The organism is Rhizomicrobium sp., from assembly GCA_037200385.1.
Lineage (GTDB): Bacteria > Pseudomonadota > Alphaproteobacteria > Micropepsales > Micropepsaceae > Rhizomicrobium.
This window is the reverse complement of sequence record JBBCGL010000001.1, coordinates 3,477,968-3,502,887: the sequence shown is the minus strand read 5'-3', so window position 1 is coordinate 3,502,887 and position 24,920 is coordinate 3,477,968. Positions and strand designations below refer to the sequence as shown.

The window sequence follows — 24,920 nt, the reverse complement described above, 5'->3', positions numbered from 1 at the left end:
GCTGCAAAAGGCAAGAAAGCCGCGGAATGGCCGGTAATCCCAAATTCCTGCGCCCGGTGACGCAGGCGGACGCCGATATCGGCCATGCGATCACCTTCGACGCGCCGCTGGTGCTGGACTGCGGCAAGACGCTCGCGCCGCTGACCGTGGCTTACATGACCTATGGCGCGCTGAACGCGGCGCGCAGCAATGCCGTGCTGATCTGCCACGCGCTGACCCTGGACCAGTTCGTGGCGTCGCCCAATCCGGTGACCGGCAAGCCGGGCTGGTGGGACGCGATGGTCGGGCCGGGCCGGCCGGTCGACACCGACCGCTTCTTCGTGATCTGCGCCAATGTCGTGGGCGGCTGCATGGGCACGACCGGCCCGGCGGAGACCAACCCGGCGACGGGGCGGCCCTATGGCCTCGACTTCCCGCTGGTCACCATCCGCGACATGGTGCGGGCCCAGGCCATGCTGCTCGATGCGCTGGGCATCGAAAAGGTGCTGAGCGTGATCGGCGGCTCGATGGGCGGGATGCAGGTGCTGCAATGGGCCGCGACCTTTCCGGACCGCATCCTCTCCGCCGTGCCGATGGCGTGCGCGGCGCGGCACTCGGCGCAGAACATCGCGTTCCACGAGGTCGGGCGCCAGGCGATCATGGCCGATCCGGACTGGAAGGGCGGGACCTACCAGCTGCACGGCACCCAGCCCTCGAAGGGCCTCGCCGTGGCGCGCATGGCGGCACATATCACCTATCTCTCCGAGACGGCGCTGCAGCGAAAATTCGGCCGCAACCTGCAGGCGCGCGAGCAGATTTCGTTCGGCTTCGGGCCGGACTTCCAGATCGAATCCTATCTGCATCACCAGGGCATGAGCTTCGTCGACCGCTTCGACGCCAATTCCTATCTCTACATCACGCGCGCGATGGACTATTTCGATCTCGCGGCGGAGCATGACGGCGTGCTGGCCCAGGCGTTCGCCGGCGCCAAGGCGCGCTTCCTGATCGTCGCCTTCACCAGCGACTGGCTGTTCCCGACGGCGGAGAACAAGCACGTCGCGCACGCCCTGAACGCCAGCGCGGCGATCGTGAGCTTCGTCGAGATCGCGACGGATCGCGGGCACGACGCCTTCCTGCTCGACGAGCCGGAGATGTATTCGACGGTGCGCGGCTTCCTCAACTCCGTCGCCGCCGCGGCGGGCGCATGACGGCGCTGCGCCCCGACCTCGCGGCGATCGCGGAGATGATCCCGGACGGCGCGCGGGTGCTGGATGTCGGTTGCGGCGACGGTGCGCTGCTCGAACACCTGGCCGCGACGAAGCGAGTCGACGGACGCGGGATCGAGCTGTCGCAGCAGAACGTGAATGCCTGCGTGGCGCGCGGGCTGCCCGTCATGCAGGGCGACGCCGACACCGACCTGGGCGAATATCCCAGCGCGGCGTTCGACGTCGCGATCCTCAGCCAGACCATCCAGGCGACGCGCAGCCCGCGCGACGTGCTGGGCCATCTGCTGCGCATCGGGCGGCGGACCGTGATCTCGCTGCCGAATTTCGGCCATTGGAAGGTGCGCACCTCGCTGGTGCTGCGCGGGCGCATGCCGCGGACGCAGGCGCTGAACTACCAGTGGTACGACACGCCCAACATCCATCTGTGCACCATCGCGGACTTCGTCGCCCTGGCGCGCGAGACGGAATCGGTGATCGAGCGGGCGCTGGCGCTGGATGGACAAGGCCGCACGCGCGAGATGCGCGCGGAATCCTGGGGCCCGAACATCCTGGCCGACGGCGCGATCTTCCTGCTGCGCGGAAAATAGAGAGGGCGGCGGGCGGACCGAAGCCGCCCGCCGCGAGATCTCTAGTTCGACGCGAGCATCTCGAGCGCCTTGGCGTAGCTCGTCAGGCCGGTCTTGTAGAGGCCATGCGTGCAATAGCCCTGGGCGCCCTGCGCCTGCGCGCGCGCGGCGGACGCATTCGGCGACGACGGATTCGCGTCGAGCGCGGCGTTGACCTTCTTCTGCATGTGCAGGCAGCCGATCACGCTCGCCGGCTCGTCCGACTGTGCGGAAGCGGAGACGCCCAGCATCAACGACAGCGCCGCGACCGAGACGGCAGATTTCACGAAACTCATCACATCCTCCTATTTGCACCGGCGATACCGGCAGGGTGCATTTGGGGGAGAAGCCCGTGGATTGAAAGGGGCGCGCGATCACGGCGGCGTGCGCTTCATAACAATTGCGCGACGGAAGCCGCGCAAGGCCCACCGCGGCAAGGAAGAAGGCTGCATTGCGTTTGCCGCACAGGCGTGCAGCGGCCCTGGGGGAGGCATGAACTGTTGCAGATTTAAACTAGCGGCGATGCTCGGCGTCGCGGCTGGGCGACTTGCTGAGCGTCGCGTCGCGCACCGGCGCCCATTGCGGCTGTGTCTTCGCGACGCGGATGGGTGCCGCGCCGTACAGCGTCTTGCCCGCTTCCACCAGGTGCACGCCGGAGAGCGCCGGGAACAGCCGACCCAGGAGGCGATCCCAGCCGGCGCCGGTGCGGACCAGGCGGCGGCCGCGGAAGGGCGGCACATAGAGCGCGCGGTCCCAGGCCAGCGGCTCGAACAGGGCACTGCGCAACAGACGGTCGAGCTCGCCGCGGCTGAAGGGGCGGCCGGTCGCGAAGGGCGAGCGTTCGAGCTGGGTCCACGGGCTGGTGCGGTTGGGCGCGACGAGCAGCAGGCGGCCCTCCGGCGCCAGGACGCGCCAAAGCTGCCGCAGCAGCGGCCGCGTCGCATCGGCGCCCTCGAGCCCATGGACGACCAGGATGCGGTCGAAGAAGGCATCGGGGAAGGGTAGCGCGGTCTCGTCGCACAACGCGGTGAGCGAACGCCCGGCGGGCCAGGCCACGACGCCCTGCTGCGCCGGCATCAAGGCCACCACGCGCTCCGCCTCGCCCTGGAATTGCCGCAAATACGGAACCGCGAAGCCATAGCCGAGCAGGCAGGCGCCTTTGGTCGAGGGCCACAGCGCGCGCAGCTGGCGTGCGATGATGCGCCGCGTCAAAAGGCCCAGGGGCGCCTCGTAAAAATCCGCGAGATCGGCGGCGTCGAGCTGCATGCTCTTGCGTAGCGCGACGCCGCGTCCGGTTCAACGCGCGGTTGACGGCTGATAGGTTAACCCGATGAGCGCGCTCGACATCGAAATCGTCCCCTGCCTGACGGACAATTACGCCTATCTGGTGCATGACGCCGCGGCGGGACTGACCGCCGTGGTCGATCCCTCCGAGCCCGATCCGGTGAAAACGGCGCTGGCGCGGCGCGGCTGGCGGCTGACGCATATCCTGAACACGCATCATCACTTCGATCACACGGGCGGCAACCTGCCGCTCAAGGAACAATTCGGCGCCAAGGTCGTGGGGCCGGAGAAGGACCGCGAGCGCATCCCCGGCATCGACGAAGGGGTGAGCGCGGCGACGCCGTGGCGCTTCGGGGCGCGGTCCGTGCCGGTGCTGGAGATCCCGGCGCATACGCGGGCGCATATCGCGTTCGTGTTCGACGACGCGGTGTTCACCGGCGACACGCTGTTCGCGATGGGTTGCGGCCGGCTGTTCGAGGGCACGCCCGCGATGATGTGGGCCAGCCTGTCGAAGCTGGCGGCCCTGCCCGACGCGACCCGGGTCTATTGCGGCCACGAATACACCCAGAGCAACGGGCGCTTCGCCCTGACCCTGGAGCCGGGCAATGCGGCGCTGGTGAAGCGGACGCGCGAGGTCGATGCGTTGCGCGCCAAGGGGCAGGCGACGATCCCGTCGAGCATCGGGCTCGAGAAGGCGACCAATCCGTTCCTGCGGCCGGGCTCGGCGGAGATCCGCCGGACGCTCGGGCTGAGCCACGTCGACGACGTCGAGGTGTTCGCCGAGATGCGCAAGCGCAAGGACAATTTCTGATTTTCCCTGCCGCGGCGCGGCAGAGAATTATTTGTCGTCGTCGCTCTTGCGATGGTCCTTGTCGGAATCGCGATCCTCGTCGTCGCTGCCGCTCACCGTATCGGCGGCGCCGCGCACGACGCTGGAGGTGACATGGACCGTGGTGGAGACCACCGTGGTCGCGACGTCGACGCCCGCCCCCGCGACCTCGGCGACGACGCAGCCCGACAGGGCCATGGCCAGCAGACTCACGGCGGCAAGCGGCAGCAGAGCGCGCATCGGATTTTCCCTTCGACGACGGCGTATCCTGGCATGGCGGACGTCAACGAAAAACTAACTTTACGCGCAGCCGTCCGGGAACTTCGGGCCGGGACGGGCATGGAGTGGCGCCGCGCGGCGCGATAGGGTCCACCCAACCGAGGGGGCTCGCATGTCTGTCACGCACAATCTGCCGGTCTATGCTTTTTCGCTCGGCGGGATGACGCCGGAATTCACGATGCTGGCGCTGGCCGCGGCGCTGGGCCTGTTCCAGCTTCTGATCGCGGCGCGCGCCGGCAACGGCCAGCGCGGCCTCAAATGGAACGTCGGCGCCCGCGACGAGGCCGCGCCGCCCGTCGGCAAGGTCGCGGCGCGGCTGGAGCGTGCCGCGCGCAATTTCATGGAAACGTTTCCGTTCTTCGCGGTGGCGGTGATCCTGTGCGCGCTGAACGGCCGGCATAGCTGGGCGACCGTCTGGGGCGCGCAAATCTATGTCGTTGCGCGGCTGATCTATCTGCCGCTCTACGGCTTCGGCGTACCGGCGCTGCGCACGCTGGTCTGGCTGGTGGCGACGCTGGCGATCATCCTGTTGCTGGTCGCGCTGTTCTACCCGGCGCTGTGACCTTGGCGCGGACGCTTTCCTTTTTCGCGACACAGATCCACCAGGCACGGCTTCGGCCGGTGGCGGGGCTGGAGAAGGCGTGCCTTGCCATCGCGCGCGAGGATCGCGCGGGGCGGCGCTGGGCCAAGGAACATGGCTATCGCGGCTACACCTCCTATGCCTCGCTCGACGACCTGCCGCGGCGGGCGCCAGAGTTCGCCGAGCTGCAGGGGCAGATCGACGCGCAGGTGCGGGCTTTCGCGCGCGTCCTGCACTTCGCGCGCAGCGCGCTGACGCTGGACAGCCTGTGGATCAACGTCATGGCGCCGGGCGGCGTGCATGGCGCACACATCCATCCGCATTCGGCGATCAGTGGCACCTATTACGTGGCGCTGCCGGATGGCGCGAGCGCGATCCGCTTCGAGGACCCGCGACTGGGCCTGATGATGGCGGCGCCGCGGAAAAAGGAACGGGCGCGGGACAAGCCGTTCGTCACCATCGCGCCCAAGCCCGGCATGCTGCTCCTGTGGGAGAGCTGGCTGCGCCATGACGTGCCGCAGAATGCCGCGCGCGGTCCGCGGGTGTCGGTGAGCTTCAACTACAGCTGAGCGCCTACAGCGCCGCGAACAGCGCCTGCGCTTCCGCCCAGTCCGCCACGATGCGCTCTGCGCCTGCCTGCGTGAGATGGGCGGCGAGGCGGTCGGTCATGTGGCCGCCGCCGCGGAAGCCCCAGACACGCATGCCGGCGGCGCGGGCGGCGGTGACGCCGTTCACCGTGTCCTCGATGACCAGGCACTGCGCCGGGGCGATGCCGAGCGAATGCGCCGCCAGCAGGAACAGGTCCGGCGCCGGCTTGGAATGGATCACGTGCTCGGCGGAATAGACATGCGGCGCGAAATGCGCCCAATGGCCGACCTTCCGGAGCTTGGTTTCGAGCGCCTGCGCGGCGCTGGAGCTGGCAACCGCCTTGGGCAGGCGCAGGGCCTGGATCGCGGCGCGCGCCCCCGGCACCTCGGCCAATCGTTCCGCGATCGCCTTGCCGTAGCGCGCCTTGATCGGACCGCGGATCTCCGCGACGATCGAGCGGCCGAGCCTTGCGCGGCCGTCGGCCTCGAGCAGCTCGAAAAACGCCGTGTCGCTGCGGCCCATGAAGCGGATGATGAAGTCGTGCGGGTCGTAGGTCAGGCCGATCTCGGCCAGGACCGCGATCTCGACCTCATGGGCGATGATCTCGCTGTCGACCAGCACGCCGTCGCAATCGAAGATCACCGCGCAAATCATGGTGCGTGGTTAGGCGATCGCGCGGCGTGGCGCCACTCACGAAAGCTTGCCGAATCTAACTGGCGAATTCGAAGGCAATGGCGGAGAAGTGCAGCACCGCGGCGACCAGCACGAAGGCATGCCAGATCGCCTTGTGATACGGGATGCGCTCGATCACGTAGAACGCGACGCCGGCGGAGTAGACGAGGCCGCCGCCCACCAGCAGCCAGAAATCGGTGGCGCTCATCGCCGCGTGCAGCGGCTGGATCACGGTGACGATCAGCCAGCCCATGGCGAGATAGAGGCCCAGGCTCAGCCATTCGAAGCGGCGGGGATAGAGCACCTTGAGCGCGACGCCGGCACTGGCGCTGAGCCAGATCGTGGCGAGGATGATGCTGCCATAGGGCGCCCCCAGCCGGTTGACCGCGAAGGGCGTGTAGGTCGCCGCGATCATGATGAAGATGGCGGCATGGTCGAGGCGGCGCAGGATCTGCTTCGAGGGGCCGTGCGGCGCCAGATTGTAGGCGGCGGAGAAGCAGATCATCGCCAGCAGGCCGGCGCAGTAGACCAGCACGCTGATCCCGACCGACATGCCGGTGACGTGCCAGAGCAGCCACAGGCTGGCGTTGATCGCGAACAGGATGCCGAGGATGTGGATGGTCGCGTCGGCCCGGTGCTCGACCTCGGAATAGATGCGCTCGGCTTTCGCGATGATGGTCATGGCTCAATCCCCATATGGCGTGCCAGGGCCCGTCGGTCCATTCCGGCTAACGTCGCATGCCGCGGTTTGGATGCCGTTAACGTCTTGGACGGATGCAGCCGCAGCCACCGCCTTTGCCAGGGGTTGCACCCCGGTGTTAGAGCGGAAGGCCACCATCGGGATGGGATCGGATGCGCCGGATTGCGGGATTGCTGAGCCTGGCCCTGCTGGCTGTGCCGACAGTGGCGGCGGCCGGCACCTATGGCGCACCCCCGCCGGATCTGGCGACGGTGCTGGACCGGCTGGTCGCCGCCTATCCCGCGTTCCTGGTGCGGCATGACGGAACCTGGCTGTGGCTGAAGGATGGGCGGCGGCTGGCGGTCTCCGACGGGCGTGCGGACAAGGACTTCACGGCCCTGCTCGAACAGCCCGACATCGACGACATGTTCTATGCCGCCTATCCGGCGGGCGCCGCCGCGACCGCGCCGCCGGCGGATGTCGATCCAGGCCGGGTGCGCTATGCGCCGCTGTTCGACGCGATGTATGGCGATTGCCGCAAAGGCGAGGTTGCGCCCAGGCTGCGGCCGGTCGCCTGGCTGCCCCGGCACCGGGGCGGGCAGGTCCGGATCACCATGGTGAACGGCGTGGACAAGGCGTTGGAGGCGGTGAGCACGGAACTGGACGCCCTGCCCGAATCCGACATCCGGTACCTGATCCCGGATTCCGGGACCTACAATTGCCGCGCCGTCGCGGGCTCGACCGCCCGCTCGATGCATGGCTGGGGCGCGGCCATCGACATCGACAGCACGATGTCGGACTACTGGCGCTGGTCGCCTGCCGGCTGGCACAACCGCATCCCGCTCGCGATCGTGCGGGTGTTCGAGCGTCACGGCTTCATCTGGGGCGGGCGCTGGTCACACTACGACACGATGCATTTCGAATACCGGCCCGAGCTTTTCCGATAGGATCCCCGCATGGACGAAGATGACCTGCCGCCGAAGCCCTATGACAGCGAAGGCGGATTTTCGGGCGAGCTGGGACGCACCGTGGCAGGCTTCGTCTGGGTCGCGGTATTCGTCGCCATTGTCGGGGTCGGGCTCTACCTTGTGACGCACTGGCACTGAGCCGTCGTATCCGCGAGGTTGCCGCGGCGCAGCATAAGCCGCCCGTGGCGCCGGCCCCGCTTCGCGCCTAGCATCCCCGCCGTCGACGCAGCGGGAGGGCGGGGCATGACTCCGGGGACATTCGGTTCGGTCGAAATGGAGATGTTGTGGCTGAGCATCGTGCTGGGCCTGCTCCAGCTGATCCTCGCCGTGCTGTTCAGCGTGAGCGGGCGCGGCCTGCCCTGGGGCGCGGGGCCGCGCGACGAGCCGACGCCGCCGCTCGGCAGGGTCGGCGGACGGGTCGAGCGGGCATTCCGCAATTTCCTCGAGACCTTCGTGTTCTTCCTGGGCGCGGTGCTGCTCGCCAATGCACTGGGCAAGCACACCGCAACGGGCGCGCTGGGGGCGCAGCTCTATTTCTGGAGCCGGGTCGCCTATGTGCCGGCCTATATCTTTGCCGTGCCGTTCCTGCGGACCCTGCTGTGGACCGCCTCGCTCATCGGGATCGGGATGGTGATGCGCGGCGTCTGGCCGGGGATGTAGCGCCGCACCAAATCGGCTGCCGCGCGTTTTCTGACCGATGACAGTCAGGCACAAGACGGACGAGCCCGACCTGTTCGCTGCGCCGGCGGAGGACGTGCCGAAACAGGCGCTCGGCACACTGCGGCGCGAGGCGAAGGCCTGCACGCGCTGCGACCTCTATCGCCACGCCACCCAGACCGTGTTCGGCGAAGGGCCGGCGGAGGCGCGGATCGTGCTGGTGGGCGAGCAGCCCGGCGACCAGGAAGACCTGGCGGGCAAGCCGTTCGTGGGACCGGCGGGCCAGCTGCTCGACCGCGCGCTGGCGGAGGCGGGGATCGACCGCGACAAGGTCTATGTCACCAATGCGGTGAAGCATTTCAAGTTCGAGCCGCGCGGCAAGCGGCGCATCCACGCCAAGCCCAACGCCGGCGAGATCCAGGCGTGCAAATGGTGGCTGGAGCGCGAGTTCGCGGCGCTGGCGCCGGACTTCGTCGTCGCGCTGGGCGCCACGGCGGCGCAGGCGCTGAGCGGCCACGCGGTGGCGGTGACCAAGATGCGCGGGCGCGAGACGCAGCTGATGGGGTCACGCGGGATGATCACGGTGCATCCGAGCTACCTGCTGCGGATTCCGGACGCGGCGAGCAAGGCGGCTGAGTACGGCAAGTTCGTCGCGGATTTGCGGCTGGCCGCGAAGCTGGCGCAGGCGGGATGAGGACGCCTGGAGCGCGGCAGGCCACCCGCCACGGTGCGGCTACGGCAGGGCCTCGTCGCCGGAGAGAAGGGCCGGCAGGTGCGCGCCCGAGGACGGTCGCCTGCGCGACCGGCTGACAGCCATACTTTGATATGGTAGTCTGTCCGTATGGCCGACGCGAGCTTCGAATGGGATGACGACAAGGATCGCGTCAACCAGGTCAAGCACGGTGTGTCGTTCGAACCGGCGCAGCGCGCCTTTCTCGACTCGCGGCGCGTGATGTGCCCGACCTCGGCCATAGCGGCGAAGAGCAGCGCTATTTCTGCTTTGGAAGCGTGGAAGGCGGCGTGATGACGGTTCGTTTCACCTGGCGCGAGCAACGCATCCGCATCATCGGCGCCGGCTATTGGCGCAAAGGCAGGAAGATCTATGAAGAAGACCGTTAAATACACCAAGGGCGAAATCGGCAAGATCGGCCCGGTGCTGAAGGATTTCCTCCCGCCGCCGGAGAAGCTGGTGCTGCGCGAGGCGAATGTGAAGGTGACGCTGTCGCTCAGCCAGCGCAGCGTGGACTTCTTCAAGCGCGCCGCGAAGAAGGAGCGCGTGCCGTATCAAAGGATGATCCGGGCGCTGGTGGATGCTTATGCGGAGCGGGAAGATGCATAAGGTGCGTGAAGCGAAACTTCACGAGTTGAAGCGGCGGAACGCGGCCTCGACGTCGGCGACGGAGGCGTATTGTCCGGCCTTCGCCTGAGCCAGCCCTTCATGCACTGTCGGCAGATGCGCGGGATCGATCTGCTCCGGCTCGGAGTCCGCCGGAAGCTTCAACATGGCGCGCGTGGTTTCGTGTTGGCTATCGGAGGGGAGCTTGGTCACGGGGGCGAAGGCTTTGTCGAGGAGCTTGGCCATTAGGCAATACTACGGCAATTGGAACTCGCTCAAAAGTCGTCGAGAGCTTGGATTTGTATGTACTGCCAATCGACCTGCGGCACTCTGATAGCCAACCCGAAGTTGAGAAATATTCTAACACATTATTCTAAAAGGTATATTTAATCTTCCTCGCGGAATTAAATCAGAAAATAGCAAAACGTGCTTGCTTATCTAGCAAGCACGTTTAAAGTAATGATGGACAGATCGAGGACGGAATCACAATGCTCGAAACAAAACAAAGCAAAGGCGGCAGGGCTCGCGCAGCTAGCCTTAGCGACGAAAAAAAACGCGAAATTGCCTCGAAGGGTGGCACGGCACGTCAGGCGACAGCGCGTGCTCTCGCCGTTAGCGGCGACCTGCCGAAGGCCACACATCAGGGAAAGATGCTCGTCGGCGACCTGGATCTTGACTGCTACGTTCTGGAAGACGGTCGTCGCGTATTTCACAAGCGCGGTATGGCGAAGGCGCTGGGGATGAAGTCCGCCGGCGGCAACGTATTTTTGCGCGCCGTGCAGCGTAAAGGCCTCGGATCCCAAATTAAGCCCAAGCTGCTCAAAAAAATCGAAGGCCCTATCGTTTTTAAGCCGCTAACGCAGGATCTCGCGCACGGTTACGACGCGGAGGTTCTAGTCGAAATCTGCAACGCAATTATAAGAGCGGACGAAGAAGGCGCTTTGCACTCCACACAGAGCAGCCTGGCAGCTCAAGCGAAGATCTTGTTGTCGGCGTTTGCCAAGGTGGGTGTGACTGCGCTGATCGACGAAGCGACAGGCTTTCAACAGGTCCGTTCGCCAGATGCATTGCGCGTGCTCGTTCAACAATATGTCGAGGAAGAGCGCCGCGAGTGGGAAAAGCAGTTCCCTGACGAATATTATGACGAGTTGAATCGCATCTACGGCAGCAAGAGGCTCACCACCACGGGATCGGGTGCGGTAATTCAGAATCGGCCGCAGCACTTCGCAAAATTCACAAGATCCTATGTTTATCAGCCACTCGCTAATGGTGCGGTATTAGACGAACTCGACCGTTTGAATCCCAAGATCGATAAAAAGGGCAATCGCAAAGCTCGGTTTCATCAACATCTGAAGGAGGGATACGGCATCGAGAAGCTGAAGCGCCAAGTAGGCGAGATCCTCACACTTATTAAGGTGTCTGATAGCGTGTTGCAGTTCAAGAAGCTCTTCGTGCGTCGCTTCGGTCAGAGCGAACGCCAACTGAGCTTTCTGGACGAGTAGGGTCTCGAGAATCGAAACGAACGACTGCTACCGATTAACCGGCGCGAAACACACAGGAAGCTCGCGATAGCTACTTATAACTGTTCTCATCGCAGCGCCTGGATCCCCGCATTCGCGGGGATGACAGGGAGTGGCTGAGAGAATATTCCCCCGAAAGTCGCTTCGTGATTCCGACTTTCCGAATTGGCGAAGTCAGAACGCCGAGAGCGGAGCGCGCAACCGCCCCCTCCACCGCCTTCGGCGGTCCCCCTCCCCCGCTACGCGGTAGAGGAGCCCATGGGGCTAGTTGTCGAGGAAGCTCCGCAGCTTCCTGCTCCGGCTCGGGTGCTTCAGCTTGCGCAGGGCCTTCGCCTCGATCTGCCGGATGCGTTCGCGCGTCACGCTGAACTGCTGGCCGACTTCTTCCAGCGTGTGGTCCGTGTTCATGCCGATGCCGAAGCGCATGCGCAGAACTCGTTCCTCGCGCGGGGTCAGCGTCGCCAGGACGCGCGTCGTCGTCTCGCGCAGGTTGGCCTGGATCGCGGCGTCGATCGGGAGGATCGCGTTCTTGTCCTCGATGAAGTCGCCCAGATGGCTGTCTTCCTCGTCGCCGATCGGCGTTTCGAGAGAGATCGGCTCCTTGGCGATCTTCAGAACCTTGCGGACCTTCTCGAGCGGCATGGCGAGACGCTCGGCCAGCTCTTCGGGCGTCGGCTCGCGGCCGATCTCGTGCAGCATCTGGCGGCTGGTGCGCACCAGCTTGTTGATCGTCTCGATCATGTGGACCGGGATGCGGATGGTGCGCGCCTGGTCGGCGATCGAGCGGGTGATCGCCTGGCGGATCCACCACGTCGCATAGGTCGAGAACTTGTAGCCGCGGCGGTATTCGAACTTATCGACCGCCTTCATCAGGCCGATATTGCCTTCCTGGATCAGGTCGAGGAACTGCAGGCCGCGGTTGGTGTATTTCTTGGCGATGGAGATCACCAGGCGCAGGTTCGCCTCGATCATCTCCTTCTTGGCGACGCCGCTTTCGCGCTCGCCCTTCTGCACGGTCTGGACGTTGCGGCGGAATTCGCTGACCGACTGGCGCGTCTCGGTCGCCAGGGCCTGCATGTCGTCGCGCAGCGTGTTGATCTTGTCGCGCTCGTCCTGGACGAAATCCTTCCAGCCGATGCGGGAGAGCCGGCCGACGCGGCGCGCCCAATGCGGGTCGAGCTCGTTGCCGAAATGCTCCTTGAGGAAATCCTCGCGCGCCACGCCATGCGCCTCGGCGAGGCGGAGCAGGCGGCCCTCCAGCGACACCAGCCGCTTGTTGATGCCGTACATCTGGTCGACGAGGGCTTCGATGCGATTGTTGTTGAGCTTGAGGCCCTTGACGAGATCCATGGTCTCGTTGCGCAGCTTCTTGAAGCGGCGTTCCTGCCCGGTCGACAATTCGTCGCTCGCGAGCGCAGCCTCGACCGAGGCGTCCTGCAAGCGGCCGAGCTTCTTGTAGAGATTGGCGATGGCGTCGAGCGCTTCGAGCACCTGCGGCTTGAGCGAGGCTTCCATCGCGCTGAGCGGCAGGTTGCCCTCGTCGTCGAAATCGTCGGCTTCCTGCGAGTCGGCGGCGGCCGCGGCCTCGGCGGGATCGGCCTCTTCGCCATTCTCATTGGCGGAGGGGGCCTTGGGCACCGGGGCGGGCTTGGGCGGCGCCGGCGGCTTGGGCGGCGCGGGCTGGCCGTTGATCGCCGCGACATGCGCGGCGCTGGCGGCGGCCTGGGCGGCGGCGGCGGCCTGGCCTTCGGGGCCGACCGCGTACATCGCTTCCAGATCGATGATGTCGCGCAGCAGGACCTTGCCCTCGTTGAGCTCGTCGCGCCACACGGTGAGCGCCTCGAAGGTCAGCGGGGATTCGCACAGCGCGCCGATCATCAGCTCACGGCCGGCCTCGATGCGCTTGGCGATGGCGATCTCGCCCTCGCGGCTGAGGAGCTCGACCGAGCCCATCTCGCGCAGATACATGCGCACCGGGTCGTCGGTGCGGTCGTATTGCTCGGCGGCGGTGCCGGTCTTGGCGACGACTTCCTTGCCGCCCTCGGCGACGGCGGGGAGGTTCTCGTCGGCGCCCTCCTCGCTCTCTTCGCTCTCGATGACGTTGATGCCCATCTCGTTGAGCATCGACATCGTGTCTTCGATCTGCTCCGACGAGACCTTGTCGGAGGGCAGGACCTTGTTCAGCTCGTCATAGGTGACGTAGCCGCGGGTCTTGGCCTTGGCGATCATCTTGCGGACGCCAACATCCGACATGTCGAGCAGCGGCGAATCGGCGTCGCCGGGGGTCTCTTCTCCCGGCTTGGCGGCTTTGGCGCCGGCCTTCACGGGAAGCTTGGCATTGGCCTTGGCGGTCGGCTGGAGCACGGGGGCTGCTTTCTGGCCGGCCTTCGCGGGCGCGGATGCGGCCTTCGCGGCCGATCGGGGATCCGGTTTGGTCTTGGCCGCAGGCGTCGCCTTGGCGGCAGGCTTGGCAGCGGCGGCGGTCTTGGCGGCAGGCTTCGGCGCCGGCCTGGCGGGCACCGCCTTCTTCGCGGCCGCCGGCTTGGCCGGAGCGGTCTTCTTTGCGGGTTTCGCCTGTTTCTTGTTTGCCGTCTTGGTCGCCACGCTGCATTCCGTCAGAAAAGGGCCCCTATATAGAGGCCGGTGAATCGCCTTTTTCGCTGAGGCCACGCGCCTCAGGACCCGCCGTCATGCCGGCCCAACAGCCTTTCGGCCTCGTTCCAGCTTTCCTCCGTGCCCTCGGTCTTGAAACGCTCCATGGCGCGGGCACGCTCCGGGGCGTGTTCGGCCATTTCGCGAAGATCGCTGGCTGCCTGGAGAAAGCGGGCTTCGAGGTCCTCGGCATCGCCGTCCGTCAAGTCCGCGGGTTCCGTTCCTGCCCGTCCCTTGAGGCGCGCGACGAGATCGGAGTGACCCAGACGATGCAGATGGTTCTCAAACCCCTGTTTTTCAAGGCTGGAGCCGGAGGCGGCGAGGTTTAGAAGCTCCTGCCGCAATGAGTCAAGTTGCGCGTCGGAAAAGGGCAGTTCGGCAAGCAATTCCCCGTGCCGCTGCCCCAGATCGGGTAGGGCTAGGATCAGGCGGGCGATCTCGGCCTCTTTCATGCGGCGGGCGCCGGACCGGCCCGACCGGGCCAGCAGGCTGGCCTTCACCGCCGGCGAGACCGTCTCGCCGAGGCCGGACGGCAGGCGCGGACGGTCGCCCGGGCGCCAAGGCTTGCCGCCGCGCGGGTTCGGCTGCCATTCGCGTTTGGGGGACGCAGGGCGGCGCTTGAAGGCGTCGAACACCTTCTGGTCGAAGTCACGGCGGTAATAGTCGGCGATCTTGCCGTCGTCGATCGCCGCCACGATCTCGCCCAAGGCGCGTTCCAGACCGGCGCGGCGTTCGGGGGTGGAGAAGTCCTTGCCCTCGGTCTCCACCCGCCACAGCACCTGGGAGAGCGGCAGCGCCTCGTCGAGGACCTTGCGCAGCGCGGCGGGGCCGTTGCTGCGCAGGAAACTGTCGGGATCCTCGCCGGTCGGCAGGAAGGCGAAGCGCAGCGAAAAGCCGGCCTTCAGATGCGGCAGGGCCAGCCGCGCGGCGCGCTGGGCGGCGCGCAGCCCGGCATCGTCGCCGTCGAACGCCAGGATCGGTTCCGGCGCGGTGCGCCAGAGAAGATGGAGCTGATCCTCGGTCAGGGCGGTGCCGAGCGGTGCCACGGCGTGGTCGAACCCCGCGCGCACCAGCGCGATGACGTCCATATAGCCTTCGGCGACGACGATGCTCTGCGCCTTCATCGCGGCCGGGCGGGCGGCGGCGAAATTGTAGAGCTCCTGTCCCTTGGAGAAGAGCGAGGTCTCGCCGGTGTTGATGTATTTCGGCTTGGCGTCGGGTTTGAGGCCACGGCCGCCGAACGCGATGATGCGGCCGCGGCTGTCGCCGATGGGGAACATCAGCCGGTCGTAGAAGAAATCGCGCGGGCTGCGGCCGTCCGCCGCCGGACGCACCACGCCGGCGGCGACCATGTCGTCCACCGTGATATTCTTCGTCTTCAGATGCTCGATCAGCGCATTGCTGCCGTTCGGGGCGTAGCCGAGGCGGAATCTCTTCGCGACGTCGCCATTGAGACCGCGGCCGCGCAGATAGTCGCGCGCCTCGGCGCCGGCGGGGCCGCGCAACTGGTCCTCGAAGAAGACGCAGGCCGCGTCGATCACGTCGTAGAGCGATTTCTTCTTGTCCTCGCGCGCCTCTTCTTCCGGCGTCCATTTGGGCAGCTCGACGCCCGCCTCGCCGGCGAGACGCTCGACGGCCTCGGGGAAGGAGAGGCCCTCGGTCTCGATCAGCCATTGGAAGGCGTTGCCGCCCTTGCCGCAACCGAAGCATTTGTAGGTCCGCCGCTCGTTCTCGACCTTGAAGCTCGGCGATTTCTCGGCATGGAAAGGACAGCAGCCCCACATGGTGCGGCCCTTGCGGGTCAGCTTCACCCGGCGGCCGACGAGCTGCACGATATCGGTGCGGCGCAGGATCTCTTCGAGCAGGTGGGGGCCGAAACGCATGGGGGGAGTGTACGCGGAGACGTACGAATTCCGTACCTCTTTGAGCGGAGGTCGCCGAGAATCCCCAGCTGTCATTCCCGGCCGAGCCGTGCGCAGCGCGGCGAGGGGAAGGGAACCCAGGCGGTTGGATCGAGTCCGGCCGATCCACCTGGGTCCCCTTCCCGAACGCACGGCTTTCGCCGCACGTTCGCCGGGGATGACAAGCTAGTGCTTACTTCGGCGTCAGCGCGTCTTTCACCGCGCCGCTGGCGCGGCCGAAATCCATCTGGCCGGCGTAACGCTCCTTGAGCGCCGCCATCACCTTGCCCATGTCCTTGATCGAGGCGGCGCCGATCTCGCCGATGACGGCGGCGATCGCCGCCTTGGCCTCTTCGGGATTCATCTGCTTGGGCATGAATTCGCGGATCACCGCGATCTCGTCGCGCTCGCCTTGCGCCAGCTCGGGCCGATTGCCGGCGTCATAGGCGGCGATCGAATCCTCGCGCTGCTTGATCATCTTGGCCATGAGCGAAAGGATCTCGTCGTCGCCCAGCAATTCGCGGCTGTCCGCGGTGCGGGCGGCGATGTCGCGGTCCTTCAGCGCGGCGTTGATCAGGCGCAGCGTGCCGACCCGCTTGCTGTCCTTCGCCTTCATCGCGTCTTTCAGCGAATCGTTGATCTGCTCGCGCAAGCCCATGGGTTCCGTCCCGAGGTGGAGAGCGCCAATCTAGTCAAATCGCGGCACTTTGCCAACCGATTGAAACTCCAAGACAAAATAGCCGTCGCAAAAGCTTGACCCTCGCGGACCCCATCCCTATTTTCCGGCAAATCGAACCGGACCTCCCCATGCCCGATGCCAGCCCCGCTCTCGCCGCCCGACCGGCGGTGGAAATTTCGCGCGGCCGGCTGGTATTGGCCGACGGCACGGTGTTCGAGGGCCAGGCCTTCGGCGCGGCGGCGGACGGGATCGGCGAGGTCTGCTTCAACACCGCGATGACCGGCTATCAGGAGATCCTCACCGATCCATCCTATGCCGGGCAGATCGTCTGCTTCACCTTTCCTCATATCGGGATCGTCGGCACCAATCTCGAAGACATCGAGTCGCTCAATCCGGTGGTGCGCGGCGTCATCGTGCGCGCCGACGCGGAGCAGCCTTCCAATTACCGCGCGCTCAGCCAGCTCGATGCCTGGCTGAAGAAGAACAACATCCCGGGCCTCGCCGGCATCGATACGCGGGCGCTGACCAATCGGATCCGCGAGAAGGGCATGCCGCACGGCGCGATCACGCGCGGCGACAGGGCGGCGGGACTGGCGGCAGCGCAAGGATTTCCCGGACTGGTCGGGCTCGACCTCGCCAAGGATGTCTCGTCGCGGCAGACCTACAAGTGGCGCGAGATGCCGTGGGCGTGGAATGCGGGCTATGGCGAGCTGCCGGCGCCGAGCTGGCGCGTCACGGTGGTCGATTTCGGGGTGAAGCGGAACATGCTGCGCATCCTGGCCGGCCTCGGCGCCGACATCACGGTGGTGCCGGCGCAGGCCGATCTCGCCGAGGTCCTGCGCCACCAACCGGACGGCGTGCTGCTCTCCAACGGGCCGGGCGATCCGGCCGCGACGGGGACGTACGCGATCTCCACCATCCAGGGCGTGATCGCCGCCGGCGTGCCGACCTTCGGCATCTGTCTCGGGCACCAGATGCTCGGCCTCGCGCTGGGCGGGCAGACGCGCAAGATGGGCCAGGGCCATCACGGCGCCAACCATCCGGTGAAGGACCTGGAGACCGGCAAGGTCGAGATCGTCTCGATGAACCACGGCTTCACGGTCGACCGCGACAGCCTGCCCGAGGGCGTGAAGGAGACGCATGTCTCGCTGTTCGACGGCAGCAATTGCGGCATCGCGCTCGAGAGCCGGCCGGTGTTCGGCGTACAGTATCATCCCGAGGCGTCGCCGGGACCGATGGACAGCCACTACCTGTTCGAGCGCTTCGCCGCCGCGGCGAAGGCAGGGAAGAAATAGGCCATGAGCAATCCGCCGCTGAAGATCGATCTCGTCGCTTCGGCGAGCAAACTGGCCGCCTCGGGCCAGGCCTCGGTGGCGCTGTTCCAGCATGGCGATGCGAACCTGCTGCTGTTCGTGCCGCAGGACCAGGACAGCCAGGCGGCGCACAAGCGCGACGAGCTCTATGTCGTCCAGGCCGGGCAAGGCATCTTCAAGCGCGGTGGCGAGACGGTGCGCTTCGACGCGGGCGACGTGCTGTTCGTGCCGGCCGGCGTGCCGCACCGCTTCGCGAGCTTCTCCGCCGACTTCAAGGCCTGGGTGCTGTTCTTCGGGCCCGAGGGCGGGACGGCGGCGTAAGACCGCGACTGCAAGGCCGCCTGGGTCCGGACTCAATAACGAAAATAGGTGTCATGGTCAGGTGACGCCAATCGCGCACAGATCTATCCCACCCGCCAAGGCGGATAGCGTCGGGCTTCGCCGGCTTTGTAGAGACAGAGCTTCACGCCCGCCGGATCGGTGAACCACGCTTCACGCCACAGCCAGCTCTGATCGACGGGATCGCTGTCGAACACGACGCCTTTGGCCTTCAGCGCGGCAACGCGGGCGTCGAGATCCTCGCATTCGAAATAGATGCCGGCGCCCTCCGCGGCGCGGCCGGCATCCGTGACCAGATGGATCGAGAAGGTGGCTTCGCCGTCCGGCAGCTCGAAGCGGGCATAGTGCGGCGACTCCACGATCAGGCGCAGGCCGAGCGTCCTGTAGAACGCGATCGACGCGGCGACATCGAGCGCCGGGACGGTCACCTGGTTGAGACGCATGTCATCCTCCCTGTTCGGCGAGTTGCTCCGCGATCGCGTCGCCGGTGATCCACGCCGCCTCGCCCTTGCGCGCGACGGCGCGGACGAAGCCGTAGAGCTTGTCTGTATCGGCCTCCAGCATAGCGATTCCGTCGGCGGATGACTTGGCATGGAAGCCTTGCAGATATGGCAAGGCGGCACGGTACCAATCGAGCCACAGCGCGTGGCCATCCTCCATCCAATCGGCGTGCTCGACCGTCACGAGGCCGGTCCTGGCCCAGTGGTGGCGCCACCAGGCCGGCGAATGGAAGCAGCAGAAATCCCACTCCCACCACGGCTTCAGATGCGCCGGCACCGCGTCGATCTCATGCCGCAGGCCCGGCACGACGATGCCCAGGCGGCCGCCCGGCTTGAGGAATTGCGCGATGGTGCCGAGATAGAGATCGTCGGTGCCGAAATACTGATAGGCGTCGAGACTGACGATGGCGTCGAACTGGCCGGGCGCGAAAGGCAGCGCATGCGCTTCGGCATGCACCGGCAAGATGCGACCGGCGAGCCCCGCCGCTTCGATGCGGACGAGATTCTCGGCGGGCTTGATCCACAGGTCGGCGGCGGTGACCTGCGCCCCGAACTCCTTCGCCAGGAAGATGGAGCTCAGCGCCTTGCCGCAGCCCAGGTCGAGCACGCGCATGCCGGGCGCCAGCGGCATCGCCTGCGCGAGATATTCGGCGAGCCACAGCACATTCGGCCCCATGACGCAGTCGAGGACGAGCGCGAGGTCATAGTGCGCCGCGCGCGGAAAGCGCGGCTTGGCGAGGCGGGTCTTGAGAGCTTCGAATGTCATGGGTTGCTCCTAGCGGTTGTCGAGTTGGGCGCGGACGGAGGCGAGCCCCAATCGCGAGATGCGATAGGGCGCGCCGCCATGGCTGTAGATCAGGCCGCGCCGCTTCAGCTTCTTGAAGAGATCGAGCGTGCAGTCCGCGAGGCGGTGGCCGTCGCGGTTCCAGCAATCGACGTCGACGATGCGGTTTTCAGACCAGGTGTGTTGAATGCGGCCGCCCTGCGCGAGGCAGTGCAGCACGCGCTGCTCCAGTTTCGAGATGTTCAAGGGATAAGTCTCTCATCGCGCGATACTCCACGTGCCGCGGCGTACAGGCGAACGCCTGCCCTCGCGGAACGCGTGTCTCATGCCCGCAACGGATGCGGGCGATCAGGCGATGGTGACAATCTCTTGCATAAACCCTCTGATGGGGCGGTGCGACGGCTGCGATTTAAGCAGCGCCGCCGCGGCTGTCAACGCGCGCGCCAGTCCGGCTTGGCGAGCGACATGCTGACGGACCGGGCGTCGCCGCCCGGCTCCTGCGCGACTTCGACGAACCCCAGCGATGTGTAGACATGGCGGGCGCGCAGATTGGTCTTGTGGACGTGGAGCCGGACGCGCGCCACATTGCCGTTCGCGAAGGCCCAGTCAATGAGGGCGGACAGGAAGGGACGGCCGAAGCCCTGCCCGGCATGCACCACCGCGATGCGGCGCAAGAATTCGCTGCCGTCGCCGCTGTTGCGGTCCTGGAGGATGGCGAAGCCTTGGTCCGTGCCGGCGTCGTCGAGGCCGATGAAATAGAGCCAGTTGTCGTCGGCGAGATTGGCGCGATGCTCCGCTTCTTCGAACCGGCCGACGAGCGCCTCGTAGCCCTCGCCGCGCTCGGTCGCCAGGATGAACGGGACGTCGTCCGGCGTCGCGACGCGCAATCGAACCATGCTCAGCGCTTGAGCTCGATCACGTCGAAGGTGGATTCCTGCACGGGGAACGGCATCTCGAGGCGCAGATGATTGGCGCCGATCGCGGTCAGGATGCCGATCTGGTCGTCGGGTGTCGCACCCGCCCCGGCGCTGGCACCATTGCCCGAATAGGCATGCGGCGGCTCGCCGATCACCGAGGAAGCCCCGAGATAAACCAGTCCGCCATCGGCCGGATAGAGGAAGCCGTTGGTGTGCTGGCTGCCGCTGGTCTTCTCGAAGAACAGGGCGCCGCCACGGTTCGCGATGCGGCAGTTGAACCAGGAATAGACGACATAGGGCGTGATGCCGCCGAGCTTGATGGTGCGGCAGCGCCATGCGCCGGTGATCGCGCCGGGCGACGGCGCATGGCTGGCGGGGCCGAGCGCGGAGTCGATGGCGGAGGCGTCGCCCGAGCCGGTGCCGGCATGCGCCTCGGCAAGACCCTTCTGCTTGGCGTCGGCCAGTTGCGCGAGACGCTGCTGGTCGGCCTGGCTGGCGACGTCCTGCCAGCCGGCGGCGGCGGCGGTCGCGCAGAGCGCGAAGGCAGCCGCGGCGAGAATGAGTTTAGACGGGTTCGCGCGCATCGTTTTTGCTTCCTTCGCCCGCGTCGATCTCCGACGGAGTCCAGCCCTTGAGGTCGGCCGTCGGCGGCATGCCGACGACGTTGAACCCGGCGTCGACGAAATGCACCTCGCCGGTGACGCCGCCCGACAATTCGCTCAGCAGATAGAGCGCGGCACCGCCGACATGGTCGAGCTCGACGCTCTTCTTGAGCGGCGCATGGCTGCGGTTCCACTTGAACACCATGCGCGCGTCGCCCACCGCGGAGCCGGCCAGGGTGCGCATCGGGCCGGCGCTGATCGCGTTGACGCGGATCGCATCGCGGCCGAGATCGGCGGCGAGATAGCGGACCGAGGCCTCGAGCGCGGCCTTGGCGACGCCCATCACGTTGTAGTTGGGCATGACGCGGCTGGCGCCCAGATAGGTCAGCGTCACCATCGCGCCGCCCTTGTTCATCATCCGCGCGGCGCGCTGCGCCACCGCGGTGAAGGAATAGCAGGAGATCGACAGCGTCTTGCAGAAATTGGCGCGCGAGGTGTCGACATAGCGGCCCTTGAGCTCGTCGCGGTCGGAGAAGGCGACGGCATGGACCACGAAATCGAGGCTGCCCCAATGGGTCTTGAGGCGGTCGAACACCGCGTCGAGCTCTGCGTCGTTCTCGACGTCGGCGGCCATCACGATCTGCGAGCCGATCGATTGGGCGAGGGGACGCAGCCGCTTGGCCTGGGCGTCGCCCTGATAGGTGAAGGCGATCTCCGCCCCCTGGGCGGCGAGCACGCGCGCGATCCCCCAGGCGATGGAGTGGTCGTTGGCGACCCCCATCACCAGGCCGCGCTTGCCTTGCATCAATTTGCCGTCCGCCATTTTTATCCCTGCCCTTTGCTGGGTCTGTTCCGTATCGGGACAGCCGGCATGGGGCCGGTTGTCCGATGCAAGTCCTGTACTCGCTTGCCCCTATGCGTCACGCCGAAGGGCTCCGCGCAGCGAAGCCCCGAAGCATCAAACCCGCTGGAACACCAGCGAGGCGTTGGTGCCGCCGAAGCCGAACGAATTGGAGAGCGCCGTTTCGATCCTGGCGTCGTCGATCCGCGCGCGCACGATGTTCGCGCCCGCCACGGCCGGATCGATCTCCTCGATATTGGCGCTTTCGCAGATGAAGCCCGACTGCATCATCAGCAGGGTGTAGATCGCCTCGTGCACGCCGGCGGCGCCCTGGCTGTGGCCGGTGAGCGACTTGGTGGCGCTGATCGGAGGCATCTTGTCGCCGAAGACCTCGCGGATCGCGTTGATCTCCGGGATGTCGCCGACCGGCGTCGAGGTGGCATGCGGGTTGATGTAGTCGATCGGCGCCCTCACATTCTCGATCGCCATCTGCATGCAGCGCACCGCGCCTTCGCCGCTGGGCGCCACCATGTCGGCGCCGTCGGCGGTGGCGCCATAGCCGACCATCTCGGCATAGATATTGGCGCCGCGCGCCTTGGCGTGCTCGAGCTCTTCGAGGATCAGGATGCCGCCGCCGCCGGAGATGACAAAGCCGTCGCGGTTCTTGTCATAGGCGCGGCTGGCCTTTTGCGGCGTCGCGTTGAACTTGGACGACATCGCGCCCATCGCGTCGAACAATTCGGAGAGCGTCCAGTCGAGCTCCTCGCCGCCGCCGGCGAACATCACGTCCTGCTTGCCCCACTGGATCATCTCATAGGCGTTGCCGATGCAGTTCGCCGAGGTGGAGCAGGCCGAGGAGATCGAGTAGTTCACGCCCTTGGTCTTGAACCAGGTCGAGAGATTGGCGGAAGCGGTCGACGACATCGCCTTGGGCACCGCGAACGGCCCGATGCGCTTGGGGCTGTTGTTCGCGCGGGTGATGTCGGCGGCGGCGACGATGGCCTTGGTCGAAGGGCCGCCCGTGCCGACGATCAAGCCGGTGCGCGGGTTGGAGACGTCTTTCTCCTCCAGCCCGGCATCGGCGATGGCCTGGGTCATCGCGACCCAGCAATAGCCGGCGCCGTCGCCCTGGAAGCGGCGGGCGCGGCGGTCGACCGCCGCGTCGAGATCGATCTTGAGGCTGCCATGGACCTGCGAGCGGAAGCCGAGGCGGATATAGTCGTCCGCCGCGACGATGCCGGACCTAGCCTCGCGCAGCGAGGCGACGACCTCCTGGGTGTTGTTGCCGATGGATGAGACGATGCCCATCCCCGTGACGACGACTCTTCTCATGATTGCCGCTCTGCTGTGCCGCCCGTCGCCACGCTGTCGCTATCGACCCCGCAGCAGGGCGGCAATTGGAAGATGTCCGCCCATGCGGGCGTGACAGAGTCGTTCAGGCCGTGACGGTCTGCGCGCCGGCGCCTTGCAGCGCCGCGACCGCGTCGCTGAACAGCCCGACCTTCATGTCCTTCACTTCATACACGACCTTGCCGTCGACCTTCATGATGCCGTCCGCGACGCCCATCACCAGCTTGCGCATGATCACGCGCTTGAGCTCGACATAATAGGTGATCTTCTTGGCGGTGGGCAGCACCATGCCGGTGAACTTCACCTCGCCCACGCCGAGGGCGCGGCCCTTGCCGATGCCGCCCATCCAGCCGAGGAAGAAGCCCACCATCTGCCACAGCGCGTCCAGCCCGAGGCAGCCCGGCATCACCGGATCGTCCTGGAAATGGCATTTGAAGAACCAGAGGTTCGGATTGACGTCGAGCTCGGCCTCGACTTCGCCCTTGCCCGTCGCGCCGCCATTGTCGGTGATCCTGGTGATGCGGTCGAACATCAGCATCGGCGGCAGCGGCAGACGCGCATTGCCCGGTCCGAACAATTCGCCACGGGCGCAGGCCAGGAGGCCGGCCATGTCGAAGGAAGATTTGCGTGCGGGATTGGGCTTGTCCACGTCCTGGTCCTTTTGGGCCGGCCCTTGACAGAGAGGGGGCTTTCGGCCGATTTGTATGTTAGAAACGTTCTAACGAATGTTCCATCGGAATTAGAATAGCAAAGTTGCCGCCCGAGTGTCAGCGGTCTGGAGTCGATAACCCGTTATGGGAAAAAAGGTTCGCGAAACGGGAGATGAAGCGGTGGAGCGCTTGCGCGCCGCCGGATTGCGCCCGACGCGGCAGCGGGTGGAGCTGGTCGGCCTGCTCTTCGCGGAGGGCCACCGGCACATGACCGCCGAATCGCTCCATGGCGACGCCACGGCCGCCGGGGTCCAGGTTTCGCTGGCCACTGTCTACAACACGCTGCATCAATTCACCGAAGCCGGACTGCTGCGCGAGGTCGTGGTCGATGCCGCGCGGTCCTATTTCGACACCAATACCGGCGATCACCAGCATTTCTTCGTCGAGGACGACGGCACGCTGATCGATATCCCCGGCGAGCACATCGCGGTCGCGGGCGTTCCCGAGCCGCCCCCCGGCATGGCGGTGGACCGGATCGATGTCGTGGTGCGCGTTAAGCGCGCCTGAAGCACGGCTTCCTGCGAACGACTCTCAAACTCTTTAGAACCGTTCTAATCTATTGACAGGCCACGCTTAACGCTGTCTTCTCCGGCGCGGAAAAGATGTTTTTCCAGTGCAAGGAGAAGACGCATGGCCGACCTCAAAGGCTCCAAGACTGCCCAGAATCTGCGTGACGCGTTCGCCGGCGAAAGCCAGGCCAACCGCCGCTACCTCTATTTCGCCCAGAAGGCCGATGTCGAAGGCTTCAACGACGTCTCCGCCGTGTTCCGCTCGACCGCGGAAGGCGAGACCGGCCACGCGCACGGCCATCTCGAATATCTCGAAGCCGTCGGCGATCCGGCGACCGGCGAGCCGATCGGCGCCACCGACCTGAACCTCAAGGCCTCGATCGCGGGCGAGACGCACGAATACACCGACATGTATCCGGGCATGGCCAAGACCGCGCGCGGCGAAGGCTTCGACGAGATCGCCGACTGGTTCGAGACCCTGGCCAAGGCCGAGAAGAGCCATGCGGGCCGCTTCCAGAAGGCGCTCGACTCGCTGGGGAAGTAAGCAAAGCTGTCATCCCCGGCCGAGCGGCGCACCAGCGCCGCGAGGGGAAGGGGACCCAGGCCGGGATGACGGATTCG

The 24,920-nt window shown here is 66.2% G+C and carries 34 protein-coding genes; 17 read left to right on the top strand and 17 right to left on the bottom strand.

Annotated elements, in window-relative coordinates; all coding sequences use genetic code 11:
- Positions 1-26: 26 nt before the first annotated feature.
- Positions 27-1,187, top strand: a complete 1,161-nt coding sequence (locus WDM91_16770; protein MEI9996252.1) for a homoserine O-acetyltransferase — start codon at positions 27-29, stop codon at positions 1,185-1,187.
- A complete protein-coding gene (gene metW, locus WDM91_16765; GenBank protein ID MEI9996251.1) occupies positions 1,184-1,792 on the top strand; it encodes a methionine biosynthesis protein MetW in 609 nt (202 codons plus the stop codon). The genes WDM91_16770 and metW overlap by 4 nt, the downstream gene beginning before the upstream one ends.
- A gap of 41 nt (positions 1,793-1,833) precedes the next feature.
- Here metW and WDM91_16760 read toward each other — a convergent pair whose 3' ends face one another.
- Complete coding sequence (locus WDM91_16760; GenBank protein ID MEI9996250.1) at positions 1,834-2,106, bottom strand: hypothetical protein; 273 nt, start codon at positions 2,104-2,106, stop codon at positions 1,834-1,836.
- A 217-nt stretch (positions 2,107-2,323) separates the two neighbouring features.
- Complete coding sequence (locus tag WDM91_16755; protein MEI9996249.1) at positions 2,324-3,076, bottom strand: methyltransferase domain-containing protein; 753 nt, start codon at positions 3,074-3,076, stop codon at positions 2,324-2,326.
- A gap of 64 nt (positions 3,077-3,140) precedes the next feature.
- On the opposite strand from WDM91_16755, the gene gloB reads away from it, so the two are divergent.
- Complete coding sequence (gene gloB, locus WDM91_16750) at positions 3,141-3,905, top strand: hydroxyacylglutathione hydrolase (protein ID MEI9996248.1); 765 nt, start codon at positions 3,141-3,143, stop codon at positions 3,903-3,905.
- A 27-nt stretch (positions 3,906-3,932) separates the two neighbouring features.
- On the opposite strand, the gene WDM91_16745 is transcribed toward gloB, so the two are convergent.
- A complete protein-coding gene (locus tag WDM91_16745) occupies positions 3,933-4,163 on the bottom strand; it encodes a hypothetical protein (GenBank protein MEI9996247.1) in 231 nt (76 codons plus the stop codon).
- Between the two features lie 151 nt (positions 4,164-4,314).
- Here WDM91_16745 and WDM91_16740 point away from each other — a divergent pair, with 151 nt between their 5' ends.
- Together WDM91_16740 and WDM91_16735 are read left to right on the top strand one after the other, a co-directional pair.
- On the top strand, positions 4,315-4,764 hold the full coding sequence (locus tag WDM91_16740) for an MAPEG family protein (protein MEI9996246.1): 450 nt from the start codon (positions 4,315-4,317) through the stop codon (positions 4,762-4,764).
- 2 nt (positions 4,765-4,766) lie between these two features.
- A complete protein-coding gene (locus tag WDM91_16735) occupies positions 4,767-5,351 on the top strand; it encodes a TIGR02466 family protein (protein ID MEI9996245.1) in 585 nt (194 codons plus the stop codon).
- A 4-nt stretch (positions 5,352-5,355) separates the two neighbouring features.
- On the opposite strand, the gene WDM91_16730 is transcribed toward WDM91_16735, so the two are convergent.
- A complete protein-coding gene (locus WDM91_16730) occupies positions 5,356-6,012 on the bottom strand; it encodes an HAD-IA family hydrolase (GenBank protein ID MEI9996244.1) in 657 nt (218 codons plus the stop codon).
- A 67-nt stretch (positions 6,013-6,079) separates the two neighbouring features.
- A complete protein-coding gene (locus tag WDM91_16725) occupies positions 6,080-6,724 on the bottom strand; it encodes a hemolysin III family protein (GenBank protein MEI9996243.1) in 645 nt (214 codons plus the stop codon).
- Positions 6,725-6,894: 170 nt separating this feature from the next.
- Here WDM91_16725 and WDM91_16720 point away from each other — a divergent pair, with 170 nt between their 5' ends.
- The 7 genes from WDM91_16720 (at position 6,895) to WDM91_16690 (ending at position 9,685) form a co-directional block, all read left to right on the top strand.
- Positions 6,895-7,668 (top strand): M15 family metallopeptidase, encoded by a 774-nt coding sequence (locus WDM91_16720; protein MEI9996242.1) that lies wholly within the window; start codon positions 6,895-6,897, stop codon positions 7,666-7,668.
- A 9-nt stretch (positions 7,669-7,677) separates the two neighbouring features.
- On the top strand, positions 7,678-7,827 hold the full coding sequence (locus WDM91_16715) for a hypothetical protein (GenBank protein ID MEI9996241.1): 150 nt from the start codon (positions 7,678-7,680) through the stop codon (positions 7,825-7,827).
- 105 nt (positions 7,828-7,932) lie between these two features.
- On the top strand, positions 7,933-8,349 hold the full coding sequence (locus WDM91_16710; GenBank protein ID MEI9996240.1) for an MAPEG family protein: 417 nt from the start codon (positions 7,933-7,935) through the stop codon (positions 8,347-8,349).
- Between the two features lie 37 nt (positions 8,350-8,386).
- Positions 8,387-9,040, top strand: a complete 654-nt coding sequence (locus tag WDM91_16705) for a UdgX family uracil-DNA binding protein (GenBank protein ID MEI9996239.1) — start codon at positions 8,387-8,389, stop codon at positions 9,038-9,040.
- Between the two features lie 147 nt (positions 9,041-9,187).
- Positions 9,188-9,370, top strand: a complete 183-nt coding sequence (locus WDM91_16700) for a BrnT family toxin (protein MEI9996238.1) — start codon at positions 9,188-9,190, stop codon at positions 9,368-9,370.
- Positions 9,301-9,465 (top strand): BrnT family toxin, encoded by a 165-nt coding sequence (locus WDM91_16695; GenBank protein MEI9996237.1) that lies wholly within the window; start codon positions 9,301-9,303, stop codon positions 9,463-9,465. Before WDM91_16700 ends, WDM91_16695 begins: the two co-directional genes overlap by 70 nt.
- Entirely contained in the window at positions 9,449-9,685 is a 237-nt protein-coding gene (locus WDM91_16690; protein ID MEI9996236.1) for a hypothetical protein, read from the top strand. Before WDM91_16695 ends, WDM91_16690 begins: the two co-directional genes overlap by 17 nt.
- A gap of 18 nt (positions 9,686-9,703) precedes the next feature.
- Here the strand turns inward: WDM91_16690 and WDM91_16685 are convergent, their stop codons facing one another.
- A complete protein-coding gene (locus tag WDM91_16685) occupies positions 9,704-9,928 on the bottom strand; it encodes a hypothetical protein (GenBank protein MEI9996235.1) in 225 nt (74 codons plus the stop codon).
- 242 nt (positions 9,929-10,170) lie between these two features.
- On the opposite strand from WDM91_16685, the gene WDM91_16680 reads away from it, so the two are divergent.
- Positions 10,171-11,184, top strand: coding sequence for a P63C domain-containing protein (locus tag WDM91_16680; GenBank protein MEI9996234.1), 1,014 nt, complete (start codon positions 10,171-10,173; stop codon positions 11,182-11,184).
- 282 nt (positions 11,185-11,466) lie between these two features.
- Here WDM91_16680 and rpoD read toward each other — a convergent pair whose 3' ends face one another.
- From rpoD to WDM91_16665, 3 genes are all read right to left on the bottom strand, one after another.
- A complete protein-coding gene (gene rpoD, locus WDM91_16675) occupies positions 11,467-13,806 on the bottom strand; it encodes an RNA polymerase sigma factor RpoD (GenBank protein MEI9996233.1) in 2,340 nt (779 codons plus the stop codon).
- Positions 13,807-13,877: 71 nt separating this feature from the next.
- Positions 13,878-15,737 carry a DNA primase gene (gene dnaG, locus WDM91_16670; protein ID MEI9996232.1) on the bottom strand — a complete coding sequence of 620 codons (1,860 nt, stop codon included), beginning with the start codon at positions 15,735-15,737 and terminating at the stop codon, positions 13,878-13,880.
- 211 nt (positions 15,738-15,948) lie between these two features.
- Complete coding sequence (locus WDM91_16665; GenBank protein ID MEI9996231.1) at positions 15,949-16,413, bottom strand: GatB/YqeY domain-containing protein; 465 nt, start codon at positions 16,411-16,413, stop codon at positions 15,949-15,951.
- A gap of 149 nt (positions 16,414-16,562) precedes the next feature.
- Here WDM91_16665 and carA point away from each other — a divergent pair, with 149 nt between their 5' ends.
- Both carA and WDM91_16655 read left to right on the top strand, forming a co-directional pair.
- The gene (gene carA, locus WDM91_16660; GenBank protein MEI9996230.1) at positions 16,563-17,729 is read left to right on the top strand and encodes a glutamine-hydrolyzing carbamoyl-phosphate synthase small subunit; all 1,167 of its coding nucleotides are present in this window, start codon (positions 16,563-16,565) and stop codon (positions 17,727-17,729) included.
- A gap of 3 nt (positions 17,730-17,732) precedes the next feature.
- Entirely contained in the window at positions 17,733-18,068 is a 336-nt protein-coding gene (locus WDM91_16655; GenBank protein ID MEI9996229.1) for a cupin domain-containing protein, read from the top strand.
- 83 nt (positions 18,069-18,151) lie between these two features.
- Here the strand turns inward: WDM91_16655 and WDM91_16650 are convergent, their stop codons facing one another.
- The 8 genes from WDM91_16650 to fabA form a co-directional block, all read right to left on the bottom strand.
- A complete protein-coding gene (locus WDM91_16650) occupies positions 18,152-18,529 on the bottom strand; it encodes a VOC family protein (GenBank protein ID MEI9996228.1) in 378 nt (125 codons plus the stop codon).
- Between the two features lies 1 nt (position 18,530).
- Positions 18,531-19,352, bottom strand: coding sequence for a methyltransferase domain-containing protein (locus tag WDM91_16645; GenBank protein ID MEI9996227.1), 822 nt, complete (start codon positions 19,350-19,352; stop codon positions 18,531-18,533).
- A gap of 9 nt (positions 19,353-19,361) precedes the next feature.
- Positions 19,362-19,616 carry a YjhX family toxin gene (locus tag WDM91_16640; GenBank protein MEI9996226.1) on the bottom strand — a complete coding sequence of 85 codons (255 nt, stop codon included), beginning with the start codon at positions 19,614-19,616 and terminating at the stop codon, positions 19,362-19,364.
- A gap of 185 nt (positions 19,617-19,801) precedes the next feature.
- The gene (locus WDM91_16635) at positions 19,802-20,266 is read right to left on the bottom strand and encodes a GNAT family protein (GenBank protein MEI9996225.1); all 465 of its coding nucleotides are present in this window, start codon (positions 20,264-20,266) and stop codon (positions 19,802-19,804) included.
- A gap of 2 nt (positions 20,267-20,268) precedes the next feature.
- A complete protein-coding gene (locus tag WDM91_16630) occupies positions 20,269-20,871 on the bottom strand; it encodes a DUF4893 domain-containing protein (GenBank protein ID MEI9996224.1) in 603 nt (200 codons plus the stop codon).
- Positions 20,852-21,712, bottom strand: coding sequence for an enoyl-ACP reductase FabI (fabI, locus tag WDM91_16625; GenBank protein ID MEI9996223.1), 861 nt, complete (start codon positions 21,710-21,712; stop codon positions 20,852-20,854). Before fabI ends, WDM91_16630 begins: the two co-directional genes overlap by 20 nt.
- A gap of 135 nt (positions 21,713-21,847) precedes the next feature.
- Positions 21,848-23,062, bottom strand: a complete 1,215-nt coding sequence (gene fabB, locus WDM91_16620; protein ID MEI9996222.1) for a beta-ketoacyl-ACP synthase I — start codon at positions 23,060-23,062, stop codon at positions 21,848-21,850.
- Between the two features lie 103 nt (positions 23,063-23,165).
- Positions 23,166-23,729 carry a 3-hydroxyacyl-[acyl-carrier-protein] dehydratase FabA gene (gene fabA, locus WDM91_16615; protein ID MEI9996221.1) on the bottom strand — a complete coding sequence of 188 codons (564 nt, stop codon included), beginning with the start codon at positions 23,727-23,729 and terminating at the stop codon, positions 23,166-23,168.
- A 181-nt stretch (positions 23,730-23,910) separates the two neighbouring features.
- On the opposite strand from fabA, the gene irrA reads away from it, so the two are divergent.
- Both irrA and WDM91_16605 read left to right on the top strand, forming a co-directional pair.
- Positions 23,911-24,297 (top strand): iron response transcriptional regulator IrrA, encoded by a 387-nt coding sequence (gene irrA / locus WDM91_16610; protein MEI9996220.1) that lies wholly within the window; start codon positions 23,911-23,913, stop codon positions 24,295-24,297.
- 123 nt (positions 24,298-24,420) lie between these two features.
- On the top strand, positions 24,421-24,843 hold the full coding sequence (locus WDM91_16605) for a rubrerythrin family protein (protein MEI9996219.1): 423 nt from the start codon (positions 24,421-24,423) through the stop codon (positions 24,841-24,843).
- Positions 24,844-24,920 lie beyond the last annotated feature (77 nt).

What these genes read in the sequence shown, in the direction of transcription:
- WDM91_16770 (MEI9996252.1), top strand. Translation starts at nt 27, where the DNA reads ATGGCCGGTAATCCCAAATTCCTGCGCCCGGTGACGCAGGCGGACGCC.
- metW (MEI9996251.1), top strand. Translation starts at nt 1,184, where the DNA reads ATGACGGCGCTGCGCCCCGACCTCGCGGCGATCGCGGAGATGATCCCG.
- WDM91_16760 (MEI9996250.1), bottom strand. Translation starts at nt 2,106, where the DNA reads ATGAGTTTCGTGAAATCTGCCGTCTCGGTCGCGGCGCTGTCGTTGATG.
- WDM91_16755 (MEI9996249.1), bottom strand. Translation starts at nt 3,076, where the DNA reads ATGCAGCTCGACGCCGCCGATCTCGCGGATTTTTACGAGGCGCCCCTG.
- gloB (MEI9996248.1), top strand. Translation starts at nt 3,141, where the DNA reads ATGAGCGCGCTCGACATCGAAATCGTCCCCTGCCTGACGGACAATTAC.
- WDM91_16745 (MEI9996247.1), bottom strand. Translation starts at nt 4,163, where the DNA reads ATGCGCGCTCTGCTGCCGCTTGCCGCCGTGAGTCTGCTGGCCATGGCC.
- WDM91_16740 (MEI9996246.1), top strand. Translation starts at nt 4,315, where the DNA reads ATGTCTGTCACGCACAATCTGCCGGTCTATGCTTTTTCGCTCGGCGGG.
- WDM91_16725 (MEI9996243.1), bottom strand. Translation starts at nt 6,724, where the DNA reads ATGACCATCATCGCGAAAGCCGAGCGCATCTATTCCGAGGTCGAGCAC.
- WDM91_16720 (MEI9996242.1), top strand. Translation starts at nt 6,895, where the DNA reads ATGCGCCGGATTGCGGGATTGCTGAGCCTGGCCCTGCTGGCTGTGCCG.
- WDM91_16715 (MEI9996241.1), top strand. Translation starts at nt 7,678, where the DNA reads ATGGACGAAGATGACCTGCCGCCGAAGCCCTATGACAGCGAAGGCGGA.
- WDM91_16710 (MEI9996240.1), top strand. Translation starts at nt 7,933, where the DNA reads ATGACTCCGGGGACATTCGGTTCGGTCGAAATGGAGATGTTGTGGCTG.
- WDM91_16705 (MEI9996239.1), top strand. Translation starts at nt 8,387, where the DNA reads ATGACAGTCAGGCACAAGACGGACGAGCCCGACCTGTTCGCTGCGCCG.
- WDM91_16700 (MEI9996238.1), top strand. Translation starts at nt 9,188, where the DNA reads ATGGCCGACGCGAGCTTCGAATGGGATGACGACAAGGATCGCGTCAAC.
- WDM91_16690 (MEI9996236.1), top strand. Translation starts at nt 9,449, where the DNA reads ATGAAGAAGACCGTTAAATACACCAAGGGCGAAATCGGCAAGATCGGC.
- WDM91_16685 (MEI9996235.1), bottom strand. Translation starts at nt 9,928, where the DNA reads ATGGCCAAGCTCCTCGACAAAGCCTTCGCCCCCGTGACCAAGCTCCCC.
- WDM91_16680 (MEI9996234.1), top strand. Translation starts at nt 10,171, where the DNA reads ATGCTCGAAACAAAACAAAGCAAAGGCGGCAGGGCTCGCGCAGCTAGC.
- dnaG (MEI9996232.1), bottom strand. Translation starts at nt 15,737, where the DNA reads ATGCGTTTCGGCCCCCACCTGCTCGAAGAGATCCTGCGCCGCACCGAT.
- WDM91_16665 (MEI9996231.1), bottom strand. Translation starts at nt 16,413, where the DNA reads ATGGGCTTGCGCGAGCAGATCAACGATTCGCTGAAAGACGCGATGAAG.
- carA (MEI9996230.1), top strand. Translation starts at nt 16,563, where the DNA reads ATGCCCGATGCCAGCCCCGCTCTCGCCGCCCGACCGGCGGTGGAAATT.
- WDM91_16655 (MEI9996229.1), top strand. Translation starts at nt 17,733, where the DNA reads ATGAGCAATCCGCCGCTGAAGATCGATCTCGTCGCTTCGGCGAGCAAA.
- WDM91_16650 (MEI9996228.1), bottom strand. Translation starts at nt 18,529, where the DNA reads ATGCGTCTCAACCAGGTGACCGTCCCGGCGCTCGATGTCGCCGCGTCG.
- WDM91_16645 (MEI9996227.1), bottom strand. Translation starts at nt 19,352, where the DNA reads ATGACATTCGAAGCTCTCAAGACCCGCCTCGCCAAGCCGCGCTTTCCG.
- WDM91_16635 (MEI9996225.1), bottom strand. Translation starts at nt 20,266, where the DNA reads ATGGTTCGATTGCGCGTCGCGACGCCGGACGACGTCCCGTTCATCCTG.
- WDM91_16630 (MEI9996224.1), bottom strand. Translation starts at nt 20,871, where the DNA reads ATGCGCGCGAACCCGTCTAAACTCATTCTCGCCGCGGCTGCCTTCGCG.
- fabI (MEI9996223.1), bottom strand. Translation starts at nt 21,712, where the DNA reads ATGGCGGACGGCAAATTGATGCAAGGCAAGCGCGGCCTGGTGATGGGG.
- fabB (MEI9996222.1), bottom strand. Translation starts at nt 23,062, where the DNA reads ATGAGAAGAGTCGTCGTCACGGGGATGGGCATCGTCTCATCCATCGGC.
- WDM91_16605 (MEI9996219.1), top strand. Translation starts at nt 24,421, where the DNA reads ATGGCCGACCTCAAAGGCTCCAAGACTGCCCAGAATCTGCGTGACGCG.